This is a genomic window from Paraglaciecola sp. G1-13 (assembly GCF_055809255.1).
Genome location: NZ_CM147903.1, coordinates 2840604 through 2856213 on the forward strand (window position 1 = coordinate 2840604; position 15610 = coordinate 2856213).

Below are 15610 nucleotides of genomic sequence, written 5' to 3' on the forward strand. Positions count from 1 at the left end.
TTGTCTGAAAGCGGTAACAACTACACCTTTACTACCGCTTTTCCCATATTTTCACCGCGCATCAGGCGGCAAAAGGCGTCTGGCGCAGCGGCTAACCCCTTTGCCACATCTTCGCGTACAATCAATTTCCCTTCTTTGATGTACTTAACGCAGGCGTCTAAAAATTCGTCTCGCCGTGGCTCAAAATCATATACTACGAGGCCGTAAACTATGGCTCGCGCTTTGATCCACATCGCTGGTGGTGGGCCCATGCTGCGAGTAGTTTTGTTATAATCAGCCATGAGCCCGCATAAAATCACTCTCGCACCAACAGCAAGACGTTCTGACACGGTATTAAGCATATCGCCGCCGACTAAATCAAAGAAAATGTCGACGCCCTCTGGGCACAGCTTATCGAGTTGCTCACCTAAATCGCCTTTTTTACGGTTGATACAGGCGTCGTAACCTAAGTTTTTCACTGCGTAGTCACACTTTTCATCAGTGCCTGCGATGCCAATGACGGTACAGCCGTATATTTTGGCTAACTGCCCAGCTACTGAGCCGACGCCACCGATGGCTGCGGGAATAACCACCACATCACCCGCTTTAGGCTGCGCTTGCCAAACTAATCCAGCGTAAGCCGTTAACCCGGGCATACCCAAAGCGGATAAAGCATATGAAGGGTTATCGATTTCTTTTTTAACTTTAAATATAGAGTCACCGTCATGCACCGAGTAGGTTTGCCAACCGCCAAAGCAGCGCACCACATCTCCCACTTCGAAATCCGCATGGTTTGACTCAATCACTTTACTCACGGTTTCACCGCGCATCACATCGCCTGGGTTAACCGAGCCTGACATATGACGTCCAGCAATTTGACTTCGCATGTATGGGTCTAGCGACAAATACATGGTTTCGCACAGTACTTGGTTGTCACTCGCCTGTGGCATATCGCCTTTTACGAATGCGAAATGCTCAGGTAAGGGCTGTGATTCAGGGGTTGATGCGAGCTGCACCTGCATATTATCTTTCATGTTTGTTTATCCGATTTTGAAATAGTAATAAACAGCCGCTTTACGACCGTTGGCTTTGAAAGGCGGCAAAAGCACTGGCCATTTCGCTAATACCATGTTTAACGTCCGCATCGCTGCATACCCAATCCCACCACAGGTTTAGGTTATCCAGTCCGTCGGTAATCTTATTCTGTGCATTTTCTCCCACTGTGACATCGACCCACCAGAAGGTCGGCGCGAGGACAATATCCCCCATGGTTAACGCGTGTTTTTTTATATCAACATTTGCCTTAAGCCACTGATCGAGTTTTTCCAACGTGGCTCTGACCACATCATATTGAGCGCTTTGGTTAAACGTAAATTCAGGCAGCATCATGGCTTTAAAATAAGGCAATAAGGCGGGCGCTAAGTGGGTATCCGTAAAACTGGCCATGATACGCGATTTTGCTGCTGCCAGAGGCATATCAGGTCTAAGGGGGCGTTGCGGAAATGCATCCTCTAAATACTCCATAATAGCGATGGATTCAGGCAAGTATTGCCCATCATCCAACGCTAACAATGGAATTTTACCCAGAGGATAAGCCGCTAAAAACTCCGGCGTTTTCAGCGCTAAACTTGGTGCGACTGGTACAATATCTAACTGCTTTTTACGGATCAATATGCGCACTCGCGTGGCATACGGTGAATGATCAAGATTGATTAACTGCATCTAATTCCCCCTTTTTTTCACCGTGACACGACGGTGTTTATTCTTCGAATGACCTTATTGTACTAACCATGTTTGCGTCGTCATGCGTTGTATCAAACGACGCTAGTGAACTTTGCACTTGCCATTGCAGGAGCTGCTTCGATATCTGTTTTAAACGTGGCGTTCCAGCGATTTAGAAAGCCAAACAATGAAATCACGCCGACTATTTCCACTATTTGCACCTCGCTAAAATACAATTTAAGGCGTTCAAACTGCTCGTCGGTGACTGCGTTTGGCACCAAAGCAGCATTGCGCGCAATATCGAGTGCTTCACGCTCAGCAAGGCTAAACAAGTCACTGGTTTGGTATTCCCAAATGGCAGCGACTTTTTGCTCGGTGATACCATGTTTCAGCGCGCCATATTGCGTATGCGCCTGACAGTACTGACAACCGCTAGCACTGCTGGTCATTAAGCCAAGTAACTTTTTCAGGTCATTATCTAACGCACTTGGTTGGTAAATTGACTGCACTAACCCTAAAAATGCTTTCAGCATTTCAGGGCTTCGCGCCATGATCAAACCATCATTCGGGGTAAAACCCATGATGTCTTCACCCGCCGACATGATGGCGCTAAGATCATTAGGCAACTCGCTAATTGATAGCGCTGATAAACGTGACATAGGGTTACTCTCCAGTTTGACGGTATTCAGGTTGAGTTGGCATGCTTTTTATCACCATTCGATAAACTTGCTTAAAGCGCACGTCGAAAGCCTTTTGGTAGACCTGCATCAGGGGTAAAACCGTAAAGTGGTTCATTCGGCAACGCATTAGCCAATATTTTGCGTGCCGCGAACAGTGCGTCAAAATCAATGCCCGTTTTTAGGCCCATGGCCTCTAACATAAAGACTAAATCTTCAGTGACGATGTTGCCGCTAGCGCCCGGTGCCGCAGGGCAACCACCAATACCGCCCATGGATGAGTCAACCGTGGTAATACCTACTTCAACCGCCGCTAGCGCATTTGCTAGCCCCTGCCCGCGCGTATTATGTAAATGAATACCAGTGAGATTTTCTTTACCTACCGCTGCCCATACTTTTTTTACTAAACGCTGTACTTGCGCGGGGTTGGCGTAGCCTGTGGTATCTGATAACCCCACTTCATCACAACCTGCCTCCATTAATGCCACGGCGAGCTCCACCACCTTATCTTCGCTCACAACCCCTTCAATGGTGCAACCAAATGCGGTAGACAGCCCCCCTTCAAATTTAGGGCGTTGATCTATCGGTAAGCTTTTCACCAGTTCAGCAATACGTTTAACCTCGTCAAGCACTTGTTGATGGTTACGCTTTACGTTTCGCAGGCTATGAGTTTCGCTAACCGACAAAGGAATGCTCATTTTGGTCGGCCTAACCTCAATCGCATTTTGTGCACCGCGAAAATTGGGGACTAACACCGCAACAGACAGACCTGCGATTTCTCGGGCGTACTTAGCCACTTCCGCCGTATCCGCTAGTTGCGGAAGCACTTTGGCCGGTACAAATGACCCTACTTCAATTTCAGGAACGCCGGCAGCGGCTAGTGCATCAATCCACGCTAGCTTGTCAGCTGTGGGCATGATCGTGCTAATACTTTGCAGGCCATCTCTTGGCCCTACTTCACTGATTTCAATATCAAACGTTGCCATATGTGTTCCAACTGTGAACCTAGTATTTGTTATTGGCGCTAGCGCTCGATAAAGCACTGGGCTCGCACCTGAGCTTGCACCAAACAATTTACAAGGTTGAATAAAAAGATCCTGCTTTTACCTCAGTTACGCCTCATGCAAGAAAGAACGAAGAGCAAAAGTAGAATGAGCAAAATTAAAATACGTTGCTTTCAAGCCCTTTTGCAATGGCACTGCATCGCGGTGGTGCAGTTGAATTGACAAATGTTAATCGGCTACTTTTACATTCAAACTCTATTGTTATAATATTATATCATACAGACAAAAAGTAGTCTTTTTTACGGTGAGGCTTGTTCTCTAAAAAAGATGTCGTGCGTTATCAACAAAACTGGGAATAGTATCGATGACAAATTCAGTTATGCCGAATGCAGGAAGATTGCCGTTAACGGGCATTAAAGTAGTTGAGTTTACGCACATGGTAATGGGGCCGACCGCTGGGGTTATTCTGGCCGACTTGGGCGCTGAAGTAATAAAAATTGAGCCACTCACTGGCGACAATACCCGTCGCTTAAAGGGCTCAGGCGCAGGTTATTTCTCCATGTATAACCGTAATAAACAGAGCGTATGTATAGATATAAAAAGCCCCGAAGGGAAAGATGTCGCGTTATCCTTGCTTAAAGAGGCTGACATTTTACTAGAAAATTTTCGCCCTGGCGCAATGGACAAATTAGGCCTGGGGTATGAACAACTAAAAACCATTAACCCACGCCTGATTTACTGTTCGCTTAAAGGGTTTTTAAGTGGTCCTTATGCTCATCGCACAGCGCTGGACGAAGTCACGCAAATGATGGGCGGCTTAGCGTACATGACAGGTCTGCCCGATAAACCCATGCGCGCAGGCTCATCGGTAATTGATATCACCGGCGGTATGTTTGGTGTCATTGGTATTTTGGCCGCCCTTGAAGAGCGCCATCACACCCATGAAGGTAAAAATGTAACCTGCTCGCTGTATGAAACTACCGCGTTTATGGTCGGCCAGCATATGGCACAGCAAGCGGTCACAGGGGAAGCGCCGCCGCCTATGTCGGTGCGTCGCTCAGCTTGGGCCATTTACGATATATTTCATTGCGCGAATGATGAACAGGTTTTTATTGGTGTGGTGAGCGATACTCAGTGGCGCATTTTTTGTGATGCATTTGACTTAAAAGAGTTTGCGCTTGATCAGACTCTTGCGCTTAACAATGGTCGTGTGGCACAACGTGAGCGTATTTTACCCGTTATTAACGCGGTATTCGCCACACTAAGTAAAGCCGAGCTAATGGCCAAATTGGAAAAATCCGGTTTGCCTTTCGCCCCTATTAACAAACCATCAGATTTATTTGACGACCCTCACTTAAATGCAGGCGGATTAGTTGATGTCACCCTGCCAGATGGTGTTAAAACTAAACTGCCGGGATTACCCCTGGAAATGAACAATGAACGCATGCCATTGCGTCACGACATTCCCACCGACAAAGGCAATTCTGTCGCGACTTTAAAAGACGCGGGCTTCAGTGATGAAGATATTAAGAAATTACTCGCCCTAGGCGTAGTGCGCGCTTAAGCCGCTAAACCAGAATGTGTTTTAAGTACGGCGTTATTCGCTAAATCCGATACTGAAGCCCAGAACCGAAAGCTGCAGTTACTGAATATGGTAACCTGCGGCTTTTTATTCTCTTCCACGAATGTTTGCGCAATCAAAGCATCGCGGATGCTCTACATTGTGGGCACACGATTGAGAGCATAAAAACAGAGCTATTTAGCTCTGTTTTTAATGTGCTACTGAGGAGTCACGCAGTAATGTTATGTCATGCGATATTAGGCCATGCAATATCAGGCCATGCGATATCAGGCCAACCACGGGTACTGTTGCTGATAAGCCTGTTTGAAGTTTTGTATTTTTGACTTTGATTTCAGCGTTAGGGCAATACCATCTAGCCCTTCTAGCAACATGGCCTGCTGGGCCGGTAAAATTGAAAAGCTGAATTGCTTGCTTTTAACAGTAGATGCGCTCGCATCGTCAGCGGTGCTTGGCGAGCTCACATCGACCGCGCTCACCTCACATTTAAGCAAGTTAATATGCACCTGACGCGCCTGAGGGTTCTGCTCAACATGCTTAGCTAAAGCCAGTACCTCATCGTTTTCAAGCACCACCGGCAAAATGCCGTTTCTGATGCAATTATGATAAAAAATGGAACCAAAGCCTGGTGCTATTACCGCTTTGATCCCGTATTCTTTTAGCGCCCATACCGCATGCTCTCTTGATGAGCCGCAACCGAAATTATCCCCAGCGAGTAAAATGCTGGTGTTTTTATATTGCACTTGGTTGAGTACAAAATCAGCGCTGGGCTCACGGCCATTGGGTAAGGTGTAACGCCAACCGGCAAACAAGCCCTCGCCTAAACCCTGCTTTGATACCAGCTTCATTTCCCGCGAGGGGATAATCGCATCGGTATCAATATTAATTTGCAGCATAGGGGCTGCAACCCCTTGATGAATCGTAAATTTATCCATTACAAATACTCCCTTACATCAGCAATACACCCTGCTATAGCAGAGGCAGCAACCGTCGCAGGGCTTGCAAGGTGCGAGCGGGTTTCGGGCCCTTGCCTGCTTTCAAAATTACGATTGGTACTGGTTACCACACGCTGGCGATAACCAAAGCTTTCGCCACCCGCAAAGAAACACATGGAGCAACCCGCTTCGCGCCATTCAAAACCAGCAGCAATGAATATCTTATCGAGACCTTCAGCTTCGGCTTGGCGTTTAACGGTAGTTGAGCCAGGCACACAAATCGCGTTGACGTTGTCCGCGACTTTTCGACCTTTTAGTATTTTGGCTGCCAAGCGCAAGTCTGATATTCGACTGTTGGTACACGACCCAATAAATGCCGCGCCAATTGGCAAGCCTTTGAGCGCAGTGCCGGGTTGCACGTCCATATACTCATATGCCCGCTTCAACGCTTTGAGTTGATTTTGAGTAGCATCCGCTTGGGCGCTGGGTACCCGTGAGTTCACTGAACATGCGTGCTGGGGGCTGTTGCCCCAAGTAATAGTTGGGCTAATATCCGCACAATCTACCTCTACCGTTTTATCAAACTGCGCTTGTTCATCACTGAACAATGATTGCCAATATGTGACCGCTTGCTGCCATAACTCACCTTTGGGGGCGTATTCACGCCCTTTGAGGTAGGTAATCGCTTTTTCATCAGGGGCAACTAGGCCACTGAATGCAGAGAACTCTACGGCCATATTACATAGGGTTAAGCGCCCTTCTATCTCAAGCGCTTCCACCGCACTGCCGGCAAATTCAATCACATACCCAGCCCCACCAGCGGCACCGTACGTGCCAATCAAGTGCAAAATCATGTCTTTAGCACTGACCCCAAAACCCATCTCGCCATGAAAGTTCACCCTCATGGTTTTGGGTTTACTTACCCGCAAGGTTTTGGTCGCAAGTGCATGTTCTGCTTCGCTTGAACCAATACCCCACGCTAACGCCCCTAATGCCCCTTGTGAGCACGTGTGGCTGTCGGGGCACACCAAGGTTGCGCCTGGTTGCACTATACCCAGCTCTGGAGATACCACATGTACAATGCCTTGCTGTGGGTCATTCACATCAAACAGCTTAATGTTGGCATCAATGCACGCTTCACGGGTGGCGAGAATAAAGTTTTTACCGCTGGGCACCTTAGTGTTGTCGTCTCGCCCTACCATGGTGTCAACAATATGATCCATGGTGCAAAATACATGTTCAGGGGACACCACTTGTCGGTTATCAGCCTCTAAACTTTTCAGGGCGATAGAGCCTGTGCGCTCATGTAAGAATACTCGGTCGATATAAATCAATGCAGCGCCATCATCAAGCTCTTCAACAAGGTGATGCTGCCAGATTTTTTCAAATAACGTTCTATCCATGAGGTTACTCACCTGAATCATTAGTAAGGCTAAGCATGGATTGCTTAAGCACATTAAAGCGATCGTCTATGCCCGCTTGAGCAAAGCGCATTTTAATATTGGCTGGCAGCTCGGCGTCATCTAGCCTGTCGACATATTGCTTCAATAAGCTGGTTGGCCAGCGCAGAATATGAGTAGGCACAGTAACCGGTCGCAGTTGCTCTGGGCGCTCGTTCATAAACGCCGCTCGATAGGCCAAATGGTAGTTTTCGCCTGCGGTTAAATATCCCATTAATGTGTCTTGTATTACCTGAGCAGGAATATCTGCATGGCCAACGCGGGCTTTTTCTGTGGTGTCAAACCATGGGAAGTAGTGAAATAACTGATTAGACATTTTCCAGACCAAAGCCAAATGAGAGCCATCTTTTTGCGGGCGAATATCGGGGAAGTATTGCTCTAAGATGGCACTTCGTTCATCGTCTTTAAACCACGCGGCGTTTTCAAGCACCATGCCCTTTATGCTTGTTGGATAAGCTTTGGCATACTCTATGGCGATTTGTGCTCCCGTTGCCGAGCCATACAGAAGTGGCTGCTTCAACCCTAACGCATTGATAAATTCGTTTAATGCGTTTACGTAAGGCTCAAGGCTGTTGTCTAGCCCAAGGCTGTCATTTCGCTCAAGGCTGTTACTTGGCGTTTCATTCTCGCTGCTTTGTGTCTGCGGCAAGGGGTCTGATTGGCCATATCCTGGGGTATCCAGGGCTATCACTTTAAACGAGTCTGATAAGACGTTCATAATCGGCAACATAGTGGCGGACGACATTGGCGATGCGTGCAGCAGTACGATCACAGGTAAATGATCTGCACCTTGACTACGATAGTGCAATTGCCAAGGGTTATCCGTGCCCAATGTCACATAGTGTTTTAATACAGAATGACGTGTCATACGCTTACCCTAAGCCCAGTGTTTCAGGGTTAACCCGCCCATCTGGGTCGACCATGGCTTTGATGCCTTCAATCATTTTATAGGTATCGCTTTGCAGCCCTTCTTTGAACTGGTACGTTTTACCAATTTGCAAATGCACGCCGCCAAGCTCTTTAAAAAAGGTGCTTAGCTCGGTGCGAATTTGATGGACTTTCGCCCTAGCAGGTAAGTTCTCGTCATGTTTACCGACTTTCGCCAAGTAATCGGGCTCAACACTTTTCTCGTGAATTTCCGTGTAGGCATCAGGCCAGAAGAACACTGGCTCTAACACAAAGCAGTTATTCGCCACCACAGCAAACAAATAGCCTACGCCAATATCAAACTTTTTAATGTCAGCGGCGTGCTTGGCAAAAATCGCCTCTACCCCATCATGGGCTTGTTTGATCTTAGAGTGCGGAAAGAGGCCGTGCACAGGCACCCAGCGCTCACCTTCTGGCCCAAGCATATTATTGACTGGCCCAAAGGGATTCGAACGAGTGATTTTTGGGATGCTATTTTCAATTTCTTTACCGTTAAATTGCGCTGCAATCGCCCGGATATCATGCATACGTGCATCAACGGCGGCGTCAATGCGATCCTCAACGATGATTTGAACAGAGTAGCCAACATCTTTCATGTAGCCACGCCCCGCTATGGCCAACTTAGCACCGTCTTTCAGCGCTCCTAAAAGTGAACCCGATGACTTCATTACGCCAGCCAGCGCTTTTACGTCTTTGGCTAAGCTTTCTCGTTTTAAGCGAAGGGCTTGCAAAAAAGGGTCAAAACCAAAACATTCCATGGCCAACCCTTGGCGCGAAATTTCGCTCATGGCGGCTATACAGTCGTCACCTTGTTTAAAATCAAACGCTAAAAAGCCTTTTGCAGGTAACTCAGGTATTAAGCGAAAAGTCGCAGTGGCTTTAAACCCTAAAGCGCCGTTATCACAGGTGAAAATACCGGTCAGATCTGGGCCGTAATGACGAAAGAACGGGCTGCCGTTAATTTGTGCACCTGATCCTGTGGTGACCAAAGTGCCATCCGCTAGCGCTACCTCTAGCCCGATAACCGAGTCAACCGCGGTACCAAACTGGCCTGAGCCCCAAAAAATTGAGTTCTGTGATAACCCGCCACCTATTGTGGCTTTACTGCCTGACAGCGTCCCCCAATACGGCGTGCGAACCCCTTTACCTTTTAGCGCTTCGTGTAGTTTCTGCCATGTACAGCCGCTCTCCACCGTGACGTACATGTCTTGCGTATTGATCTCAAGCACGCGGTTCATACGACTTAGATCCACCATAACGCTTTGTGGCCTAGCGGGCACATAGCCTTTTGTGTATGACATACCGCCACCACGGGGCACTACTTCCATCGCAAATTCCGCCGCTATTTTTAGCATTTCGCTCAATTCGTGTTTATCGCCCGGACTCACAACAACCGCAGCAGGTAAATCTTTGGTGTATACGTCTTGTGCGTACAAACTGGTGGTGTAATCATCGGTTAGCACATTGTCTTTGCCTAAGATTGAAATCATGGCTGTTAACATATCTTGCTTAGCTTGCGTCTTAGTATTCAAAGCCTTCTCCTGACAATTTTATCATTTTGTATAAACGGTTTGTCTGATGCCCACCAGATTAAACCTATTGTTCTATCATTAGGACATTACAGTATTAAAATAATCCTGACAACAAAACAATCACCTACCCATTGATAAAAGACTAACCGGTAGATTTATGTTACCTTGTTATATTGATATATCATTTTCTTACACCGCTTAAATATTTATTGGAGATGGATAGCCCATGTCATTCGATTCTCAATTCGCTTCGCTCAACCAAACCAAGTTAAATGAAGAGTCACCTACCCCCCTTTACTTCCAACTTTACAGTTTACTCAAGCAAAATATCTTAAACGGCAGCTTAGAAGATGGCTCCCAGTTACCCACTGAACTGGGATTGTCACAGGCATTTAGCATTTCTCGGATAACCGCTAAACGCGCGCTAGACGAACTTGCCGCTGAAGGCTTAGTGGCAAGACGCCGAGCAAAAGGCACCCACGTCACCCACAAATATCAGCCTAAGCCAGTGAAAGCGCCATTAGTAGGCATGTTGCAAGAATTGGAATTTATGGGCCAACATTCAGAAGCCAAAGTGGTTGAACTCACCACAGCTCGCCCACCTGCGGATATTGCAGAAGAATTTGCACTGGTTGAAGGTGAAACCCTATTGAAAATGACCCGAGTGCGTAGCCGTTTGCATGAAGCCTTCGGCTATTATGTGAGTTGGAGTAAAGGGCTAAATAAGTTCAATGAAAAAGCCAGCTTAGAGTCGACAACACGACTGGAAATCTTTCGTAAGAATGGTATTGAACTCAAGCATGTAAAGCAGATTTTAAGTGCCTCTGCCGCTACCCCAGAGGTCGCAAAAGAGCTAGGGGTTGAGCCTGGCTTTCCACTATTGAGTTTGACCCGTCGCTCATATGATGAGAACGAAAATTTAGTGGATTATCTGTCTGCGCTGTACCACCCAGACCGCTTTCAGTACCGAATGGATTTGACGCCAGAGCCAGCAAGTTAGAAAGTTACCCGCCGCTCGGTTTGTTCAACACTGTGGCCAAGCACGCGCGCACTTAAATACTGCCCATAAAAAACGCCACTTCATGTGGCGCTTTTTATATAAAGCGAATCGCTGATTCTCTTATTCTCTTATTCACTTATTACATAGGTTTAACCGCACCGAAAAATGCAACGGTTAGAATGAGTATCCAGTAAAGATATGCCAGCTTACGTCCAAATCGAATTGAACGGTCAAGGGTGGCTTCTACTTCTGCATTGTCACCCATGGCAAGCTGGCGGAATAACTCGGTCCACTCTCGCATAATAAAGCGTAACTTAAGGCCGATAACCAAAGTACACGCATAGAAGAACATTTTAATGGAGAACCATTTTTGTCCGGTTTCTGCCATCAAAGGCCCATCCCCAAATAGCGACCAAAGACTGGTGATCATCAACGCAGGAATAACAATAAAGCGAATGCCCTCGTCAATTTTGGTTAAGCGAATACCCGTGTCTGTTTCACGAAAATAATACGCTGACCAACACAAACCTAACCACACAGCGAACAGGATCCACATACCCGTTAGCCAGTTCCCACCTAACGGCTGCACACCCCAGAGGTGTCCCATGTGCAGCCCAAGGGGCAATAACATGATGATGCCAGTACGGGCCAAAATATCGATGCGATAGGCTGTTTCCATATGGCGGCGACGTTCATCCATTGACAACTTGCGGTTAATCACATTGAACGACGTTTGAAACACGCCCCACTCGCCACCTAACCAATACACCATGGCGACAATATGTAGCCATCTTAAAATGGGTAACTGATACATTTCCAAAAAAGACATAAATTGACCCTTGTAAAATTTAATTATTCTTAGTCGGGAATTTTGGTAATGACGCGTGATTTGCTTACCACCCAACCCTGAATAAAACTCTACGCTAGGGGTAATTAATCCAGAATGATGAATATCAATTTGTCTATGTCAGGGCTTTTAAACCTTGAATAACAGGGCTTTCGGAGAAACCACAAAGACAATAAATGCGGCGTTAGGCTTTTAAAAGGCAGCCAATCGGCAAGTCCACAAGGCCAAATAGAGGTCAAAATGCATCAAGGTAAGCTTGTAAAAGCGCAGGAGAAAAAGCGTTTTTATGGCGCTTCACAACATTGAAAATGCGTAGGTGCCATCAGGCCATATTAATAACGCAATCTTGATATGTTCCATCATCTACCATGCGATATGGCGTTGAAGCTTAGAGTGGAACCCGCAGTAAGATGGAATCAGTTTCGAGTAGCCTAGCGTTAGTTCGAAGGGTCAAAAGCAGTCATCGGGGATAATTGAAGTATGCGCGAACCATAGTAGTCAAAGGCACATTCATGCCTAGTTTGACTGTTGGCCTCAATGCTCGCCACACTTTTTTATATCGGTTTCCATATTTTACCTTTACGTACAACGCTTATTAACGAGAATGCCGCATATGGTACTTTTATTTCTTACCGACTAAGCCTGGGATAAATTCACGTCTTTAGCCCCATCGATTGCGGTGAACATCAATACTACCGCTGTAACCTACTGTTGTGCTGAAACTAAACTCGTTATCTTGGTCAGGGCTTTAAAGCCTAACTTTTCATATAAATGAATGCCCGCTTGTGAGGCCTGTAGGCTCATGTAGTCAATGCCATCGTGTTGTGCTTGATGAATTAAGTACTGCATTAAGGCTACTGCCACGCCCATTTTTCTGTAGCTTGGTACTGTGCCAACTTGGTGAACCCCTAACGTGTCACCGGTGTGATAAGTGATTGCAGTGCCTGCAATTTTATTATCAATGATGTAGGCCAAAACACTGGCGTTAGGGTCCTTAAGTAAACCTTGTATTACCTTAGCGTCAACATCATAACCAAATGCTAAACCACAAGCGCTCGCCCAATCTGATGCATCCTCTTCACACGTCAACCTTTTGATCTGCTGTGGTGCCTGAGTACTTGGCTTTCGCGTGATTGTTTGTGTATCGATAGGCAAATTCATTATAACCAGCTGGCCTTGAATTGAGAGGTTAGAGCCCTCTAAGGCATGTTGTTCGGATACAGTGCTAAACACTTTTCCCGGTGGTAGAGCAACATGGCTAGGTAAACTAAAGTCAGCACACCATTGTTTATTTGGCCAACTCGTATGCGTAAACAGACCATCTTGTTCTTGGGGATTTAGCGCCTGCCAATAAAGATTTAAATTGTTTAAGTTTTTATCTAGGGTTCTTTTCATTGCGTTGTTCATTCTTTACTCCTTGTTAATGAGTACGACGCCAGTAATGAGTAAGGCTGTGCCTAACAGTTTACTGGCAGATAACATTTTAATTGGGCTATCAAAGAGACCAAAATGACTGATGAACATAGCCACTAAAATTTGACCTGTTAAGGCGTAGGTCATCATGTTTCCCACGCCCATTTTGGGGATTAAAAAATAAAAGCTCCCTACTCCAATAACACTCAATATGCACGATCCCCATAAGTACCAAGGCACTCGGTGCAGACGCTCGTTAAATGATAAAACAAGCTCTGTTTGCTCTACTGGCAATTGTCTGTAAACGGTATACAAGAGTGTGATAGAGGCCACCAAAATAAAGCTGGTGAAAAAAGCATAAGTAGTTGCCAGTAAACTATTACTAAATATTTGTCCTAGTTGCGCATTCATGGCCGCTTGTATCGCGATACAAGCACCAGCAAAAAGGGCTAATAAAATGAAATTAATCATAGGTTTACTACAAGTTGATCCTGGCTAATGCGGTGTTTAGTACGCTGTGCTGTAACGTCATTCTCGGCCCGTATGCCCACTGGGCATAACACCGCTGCACTTAAACCTTTTTGGTTTAATTGCAGCACCTTGTTAATGCCATCGACTTCAAAACCAGTCATAGGGCATGCATCAATAAAACTGGCTGCCGCACTGGCGAGTAATATGCCAAGTGCAATATACGTTTGTTGTTGTGCCCAATTATTTTGTTCCTCAGATGAACGGGATAATAAGTCAGCCTGAATTTGCGTTTGATAAGCCGATAACTGGTGAGCCGTCTTATTTTGCGTTTTTGCCAGTTGCTCAATAAAGTGGGCAATGTCTTGCTGGGTGACGTTTGTTTTATGGGCAAGTACCAATAGGTGCGAACATTGTGCGACTTTGTCTTGACCATAACTGAAAGGTAAACAAGCTTGTTTTGTTTCTGGGTTACTGATCACCAGAAGTTGGTAAGGCTGTATTCCATAGGCAGAAGGCGCTAAACGGACACTTTCAATTAAATGGTTTAGTTGCTCTGAGCTTAAGGTGTTGTGCGCAAACTTATTCACTGCATAGCGCCAATTAAGGGCGTCATTCAGTGGCGTATTAAGTGAGATGCTCTGTGACATGGTGTATTCCGAATGAGTAATGATGCTTGCAGTTTACTCAAAGGTACTAAGCCACTCCTTTACATATGTTGATAATTCTTATTATTGTCTTCCTTTTTATTTTTCAGCTTGTTTGATTTCTTTTTTTATACGGCTCAATTGGGTAGGGGTAATGCCTAAATAACTGGCAATATGGTACTGAGTCAAACGAGGCAATATGTGTTGATACTTATCTAAAAACGTAACATATCGGGCTTTCGCCTCGTGTTGTAAATAGCCAATTTCTTTAGGCTCTTTTTCTAACACCCAATGGGTTTCAAGATAATTAATCTGAAACTTCATTAAGTCCATATTATTCATTAACGCAAGGCGAAATTTTGAATGATGAATTTCGATTATTTGGCACGGCTCTAACGCTTGTATCGCTAATTCGCTAGGTTGGTCATTAAGTAGCGCACTCATACAGCCGGGAAAACGCCCTTCCGAAAAAAAGTTTTTATTATATTCGTTACCATGCTCGTCGATGACATAAGCGCGCATTAGCCCTTGGTGAATAAATGCCAAACTTGTGGGTTTTTCACCGATTGCACAGAAAATTTGACCTTTATCTAAATGTTTCACTGTGCAACAAGCAACATAGGTTTGCCATGTGTCTTCAGGTAAAACGTGATATTGATTGAGTGTGTGTTGAAGGTGGTTAAATGCGCTGCTCATTAAATGACTTATCGAATTGATTTAATGGCAGATTTATATCATTTTTGCCGATGTTTTATAAGAATAGAAACGGCGGCAATTGCGGGGCTACGTAAACTGACGGTGAGATTCGTTGAAATAGCGGCAATGTGCTCAAACCAACTTATCAATCGAGTCCCCTGAGGTTGGCAATAGGCCGTTTTCTGCCTTTTTGATACTGGCGCCTTTAACTGCGTTAGGCCGAGTTATTAATTGAGCTTAATGACAAAGCGTACTTATGAAAAAATCTGCAGTACTTTTTTAACGATGGGAATTCTGCTTTGCTCAGGCTTTATGTTGTTCTTTATAGTACTTGCCTTGTCAGCTTGGGCTTGTTTCCAGCGTTTGTTGGTCGCTACACGCTGCGCTCTTCTTTGCTCCGCTTGATTGGCTACTTGCGTGAAACGCGCCCGCTGCTCTGAACTAAAACTCTCTGCTAGGCTTTTACTTGGGGCGCTGCGTGGTCGTCTTGAGCCGCTGCTTTTTGGTGAACTACACATTAACTCTGTTCCTGTCCTGGCTTATTCGGCTACGCCGCTAGCATTGGTTCATATTGTACAAGACAGGCCAAGTGCACAATTGCTTTCAACACATTTGAGGGAAGAACAGTGCATAAAGAGACGAGAACGAGATTTGAAATAAGCCAAAGCGGCTACTGCGCCTTACACCCTTAGCAGGCCTTCAGGCAGCCATCACTGATAAAAGA

General features: G+C 45.8%; 16 protein-coding genes. 2 read left to right on the forward strand and 14 right to left on the reverse strand.

Annotated features, from left to right (window positions below):
- Positions 1-20 precede the first annotated feature (20 nt).
- The 4 genes from AC0L6N_RS11925 to AC0L6N_RS11940 all read right to left on the reverse strand — a co-directional run bounded on the left by AC0L6N_RS11925 (position 21) and on the right by AC0L6N_RS11940 (position 3364).
- Positions 21-1013, reverse strand: coding sequence for an NADP-dependent oxidoreductase (locus AC0L6N_RS11925; protein ID WP_473474806.1), 993 nt, complete (start codon positions 1011-1013; stop codon positions 21-23).
- 40 nt (positions 1014-1053) lie between these two features.
- Positions 1054-1701 carry a glutathione S-transferase family protein gene (locus AC0L6N_RS11930; RefSeq protein ID WP_473474807.1) on the reverse strand — a complete coding sequence of 216 codons (648 nt, stop codon included), beginning with the start codon at positions 1699-1701 and terminating at the stop codon, positions 1054-1056.
- Between the two features lie 92 nt (positions 1702-1793).
- Positions 1794-2360, reverse strand: coding sequence for a carboxymuconolactone decarboxylase family protein (locus AC0L6N_RS11935; RefSeq protein WP_473474808.1), 567 nt, complete (start codon positions 2358-2360; stop codon positions 1794-1796).
- Between the two features lie 71 nt (positions 2361-2431).
- Positions 2432-3364: a hydroxymethylglutaryl-CoA lyase gene (locus tag AC0L6N_RS11940; RefSeq protein WP_473474809.1), complete on the reverse strand. Its 933-nt coding sequence runs from the start codon at positions 3362-3364 to the stop codon at positions 2432-2434.
- A 382-nt stretch (positions 3365-3746) separates the two neighbouring features.
- Here AC0L6N_RS11940 and AC0L6N_RS11945 point away from each other — a divergent pair, with 382 nt between their 5' ends.
- Positions 3747-4946, forward strand: a complete 1200-nt coding sequence (locus tag AC0L6N_RS11945; RefSeq protein WP_473474810.1) for a CaiB/BaiF CoA transferase family protein — start codon at positions 3747-3749, stop codon at positions 4944-4946.
- Between the two features lie 284 nt (positions 4947-5230).
- On the opposite strand, the gene leuD is transcribed toward AC0L6N_RS11945, so the two are convergent.
- The 4 genes from leuD to AC0L6N_RS11965 are packed head-to-tail and all read right to left on the reverse strand — an operon-like array spanning position 5231 to position 9815.
- Positions 5231-5896 carry a 3-isopropylmalate dehydratase small subunit gene (leuD, locus tag AC0L6N_RS11950; RefSeq protein WP_473474811.1) on the reverse strand — a complete coding sequence of 222 codons (666 nt, stop codon included), beginning with the start codon at positions 5894-5896 and terminating at the stop codon, positions 5231-5233.
- On the reverse strand, positions 5896-7299 hold the full coding sequence (leuC, locus tag AC0L6N_RS11955) for a 3-isopropylmalate dehydratase large subunit (RefSeq protein ID WP_473474812.1): 1404 nt from the start codon (positions 7297-7299) through the stop codon (positions 5896-5898). The genes leuD and leuC overlap by 1 nt, the downstream gene beginning before the upstream one ends.
- Positions 7300-7303: 4 nt before the next feature.
- Positions 7304-8224: an alpha/beta fold hydrolase gene (locus tag AC0L6N_RS11960; RefSeq protein WP_473474813.1), complete on the reverse strand. Its 921-nt coding sequence runs from the start codon at positions 8222-8224 to the stop codon at positions 7304-7306.
- Positions 8225-8228: 4 nt separating this feature from the next.
- On the reverse strand, positions 8229-9815 hold the full coding sequence (locus tag AC0L6N_RS11965; RefSeq protein WP_473474814.1) for an FAD-binding oxidoreductase: 1587 nt from the start codon (positions 9813-9815) through the stop codon (positions 8229-8231).
- 226 nt (positions 9816-10041) lie between these two features.
- Here AC0L6N_RS11965 and AC0L6N_RS11970 point away from each other — a divergent pair, with 226 nt between their 5' ends.
- Entirely contained in the window at positions 10042-10815 is a 774-nt protein-coding gene (locus AC0L6N_RS11970) for a GntR family transcriptional regulator (protein ID WP_011575537.1), read from the forward strand.
- Between the two features lie 139 nt (positions 10816-10954).
- On the opposite strand, the gene AC0L6N_RS11975 is transcribed toward AC0L6N_RS11970, so the two are convergent.
- The 6 genes from AC0L6N_RS11975 to AC0L6N_RS12000 all read right to left on the reverse strand — a co-directional run bounded on the left by AC0L6N_RS11975 (position 10955) and on the right by AC0L6N_RS12000 (position 15404).
- Positions 10955-11644, reverse strand: coding sequence for a hypothetical protein (locus AC0L6N_RS11975; RefSeq protein WP_011575538.1), 690 nt, complete (start codon positions 11642-11644; stop codon positions 10955-10957).
- A 723-nt stretch (positions 11645-12367) separates the two neighbouring features.
- Positions 12368-13069, reverse strand: a complete 702-nt coding sequence (locus AC0L6N_RS11980) for a GNAT family N-acetyltransferase (RefSeq protein WP_473474815.1) — start codon at positions 13067-13069, stop codon at positions 12368-12370.
- A 3-nt stretch (positions 13070-13072) separates the two neighbouring features.
- Positions 13073-13546: a DMT family transporter gene (locus tag AC0L6N_RS11985; RefSeq protein WP_473474816.1), complete on the reverse strand. Its 474-nt coding sequence runs from the start codon at positions 13544-13546 to the stop codon at positions 13073-13075.
- A complete protein-coding gene (locus tag AC0L6N_RS11990; RefSeq protein WP_473474817.1) occupies positions 13543-14193 on the reverse strand; it encodes a nitroreductase family protein in 651 nt (216 codons plus the stop codon). Before AC0L6N_RS11990 ends, AC0L6N_RS11985 begins: the two co-directional genes overlap by 4 nt.
- 96 nt (positions 14194-14289) lie before the next feature.
- Positions 14290-14886 carry a Crp/Fnr family transcriptional regulator gene (locus AC0L6N_RS11995; RefSeq protein WP_473474818.1) on the reverse strand — a complete coding sequence of 199 codons (597 nt, stop codon included), beginning with the start codon at positions 14884-14886 and terminating at the stop codon, positions 14290-14292.
- Between the two features lie 254 nt (positions 14887-15140).
- Positions 15141-15404, reverse strand: a complete 264-nt coding sequence (locus tag AC0L6N_RS12000; RefSeq protein ID WP_473474819.1) for a hypothetical protein — start codon at positions 15402-15404, stop codon at positions 15141-15143.
- Between the last annotated feature and the right edge of the window lie 206 nt (positions 15405-15610).

What these genes read in the sequence shown, in the direction of transcription:
- leuD (WP_473474811.1), bottom strand. Translation starts at nt 5,896, where the DNA reads ATGGATAAATTTACGATTCATCAAGGGGTTGCAGCCCCTATGCTGCAA.
- AC0L6N_RS11980 (WP_473474815.1), bottom strand. Translation starts at nt 13,069, where the DNA reads ATGAACAACGCAATGAAAAGAACCCTAGATAAAAACTTAAACAATTTA.
- AC0L6N_RS11960 (WP_473474813.1), bottom strand. Translation starts at nt 8,224, where the DNA reads ATGACACGTCATTCTGTATTAAAACACTATGTGACATTGGGCACGGAT.
- AC0L6N_RS11925 (WP_473474806.1), bottom strand. Translation starts at nt 1,013, where the DNA reads ATGAAAGATAATATGCAGGTGCAGCTCGCATCAACCCCTGAATCACAG.
- AC0L6N_RS11985 (WP_473474816.1), bottom strand. Translation starts at nt 13,546, where the DNA reads ATGATTAATTTCATTTTATTAGCCCTTTTTGCTGGTGCTTGTATCGCG.
- AC0L6N_RS11995 (WP_473474818.1), bottom strand. Translation starts at nt 14,886, where the DNA reads ATGAGCAGCGCATTTAACCACCTTCAACACACACTCAATCAATATCAC.
- AC0L6N_RS11945 (WP_473474810.1), top strand. Translation starts at nt 3,747, where the DNA reads ATGACAAATTCAGTTATGCCGAATGCAGGAAGATTGCCGTTAACGGGC.
- AC0L6N_RS11990 (WP_473474817.1), bottom strand. Translation starts at nt 14,193, where the DNA reads ATGTCACAGAGCATCTCACTTAATACGCCACTGAATGACGCCCTTAAT.
- leuC (WP_473474812.1), bottom strand. Translation starts at nt 7,299, where the DNA reads ATGGATAGAACGTTATTTGAAAAAATCTGGCAGCATCACCTTGTTGAA.
- AC0L6N_RS11930 (WP_473474807.1), bottom strand. Translation starts at nt 1,701, where the DNA reads ATGCAGTTAATCAATCTTGATCATTCACCGTATGCCACGCGAGTGCGC.
- AC0L6N_RS11975 (WP_011575538.1), bottom strand. Translation starts at nt 11,644, where the DNA reads ATGTCTTTTTTGGAAATGTATCAGTTACCCATTTTAAGATGGCTACAT.
- AC0L6N_RS11935 (WP_473474808.1), bottom strand. Translation starts at nt 2,360, where the DNA reads ATGTCACGTTTATCAGCGCTATCAATTAGCGAGTTGCCTAATGATCTT.
- AC0L6N_RS12000 (WP_473474819.1), bottom strand. Translation starts at nt 15,404, where the DNA reads ATGTGTAGTTCACCAAAAAGCAGCGGCTCAAGACGACCACGCAGCGCC.
- AC0L6N_RS11970 (WP_011575537.1), top strand. Translation starts at nt 10,042, where the DNA reads ATGTCATTCGATTCTCAATTCGCTTCGCTCAACCAAACCAAGTTAAAT.
- AC0L6N_RS11940 (WP_473474809.1), bottom strand. Translation starts at nt 3,364, where the DNA reads ATGGCAACGTTTGATATTGAAATCAGTGAAGTAGGGCCAAGAGATGGC.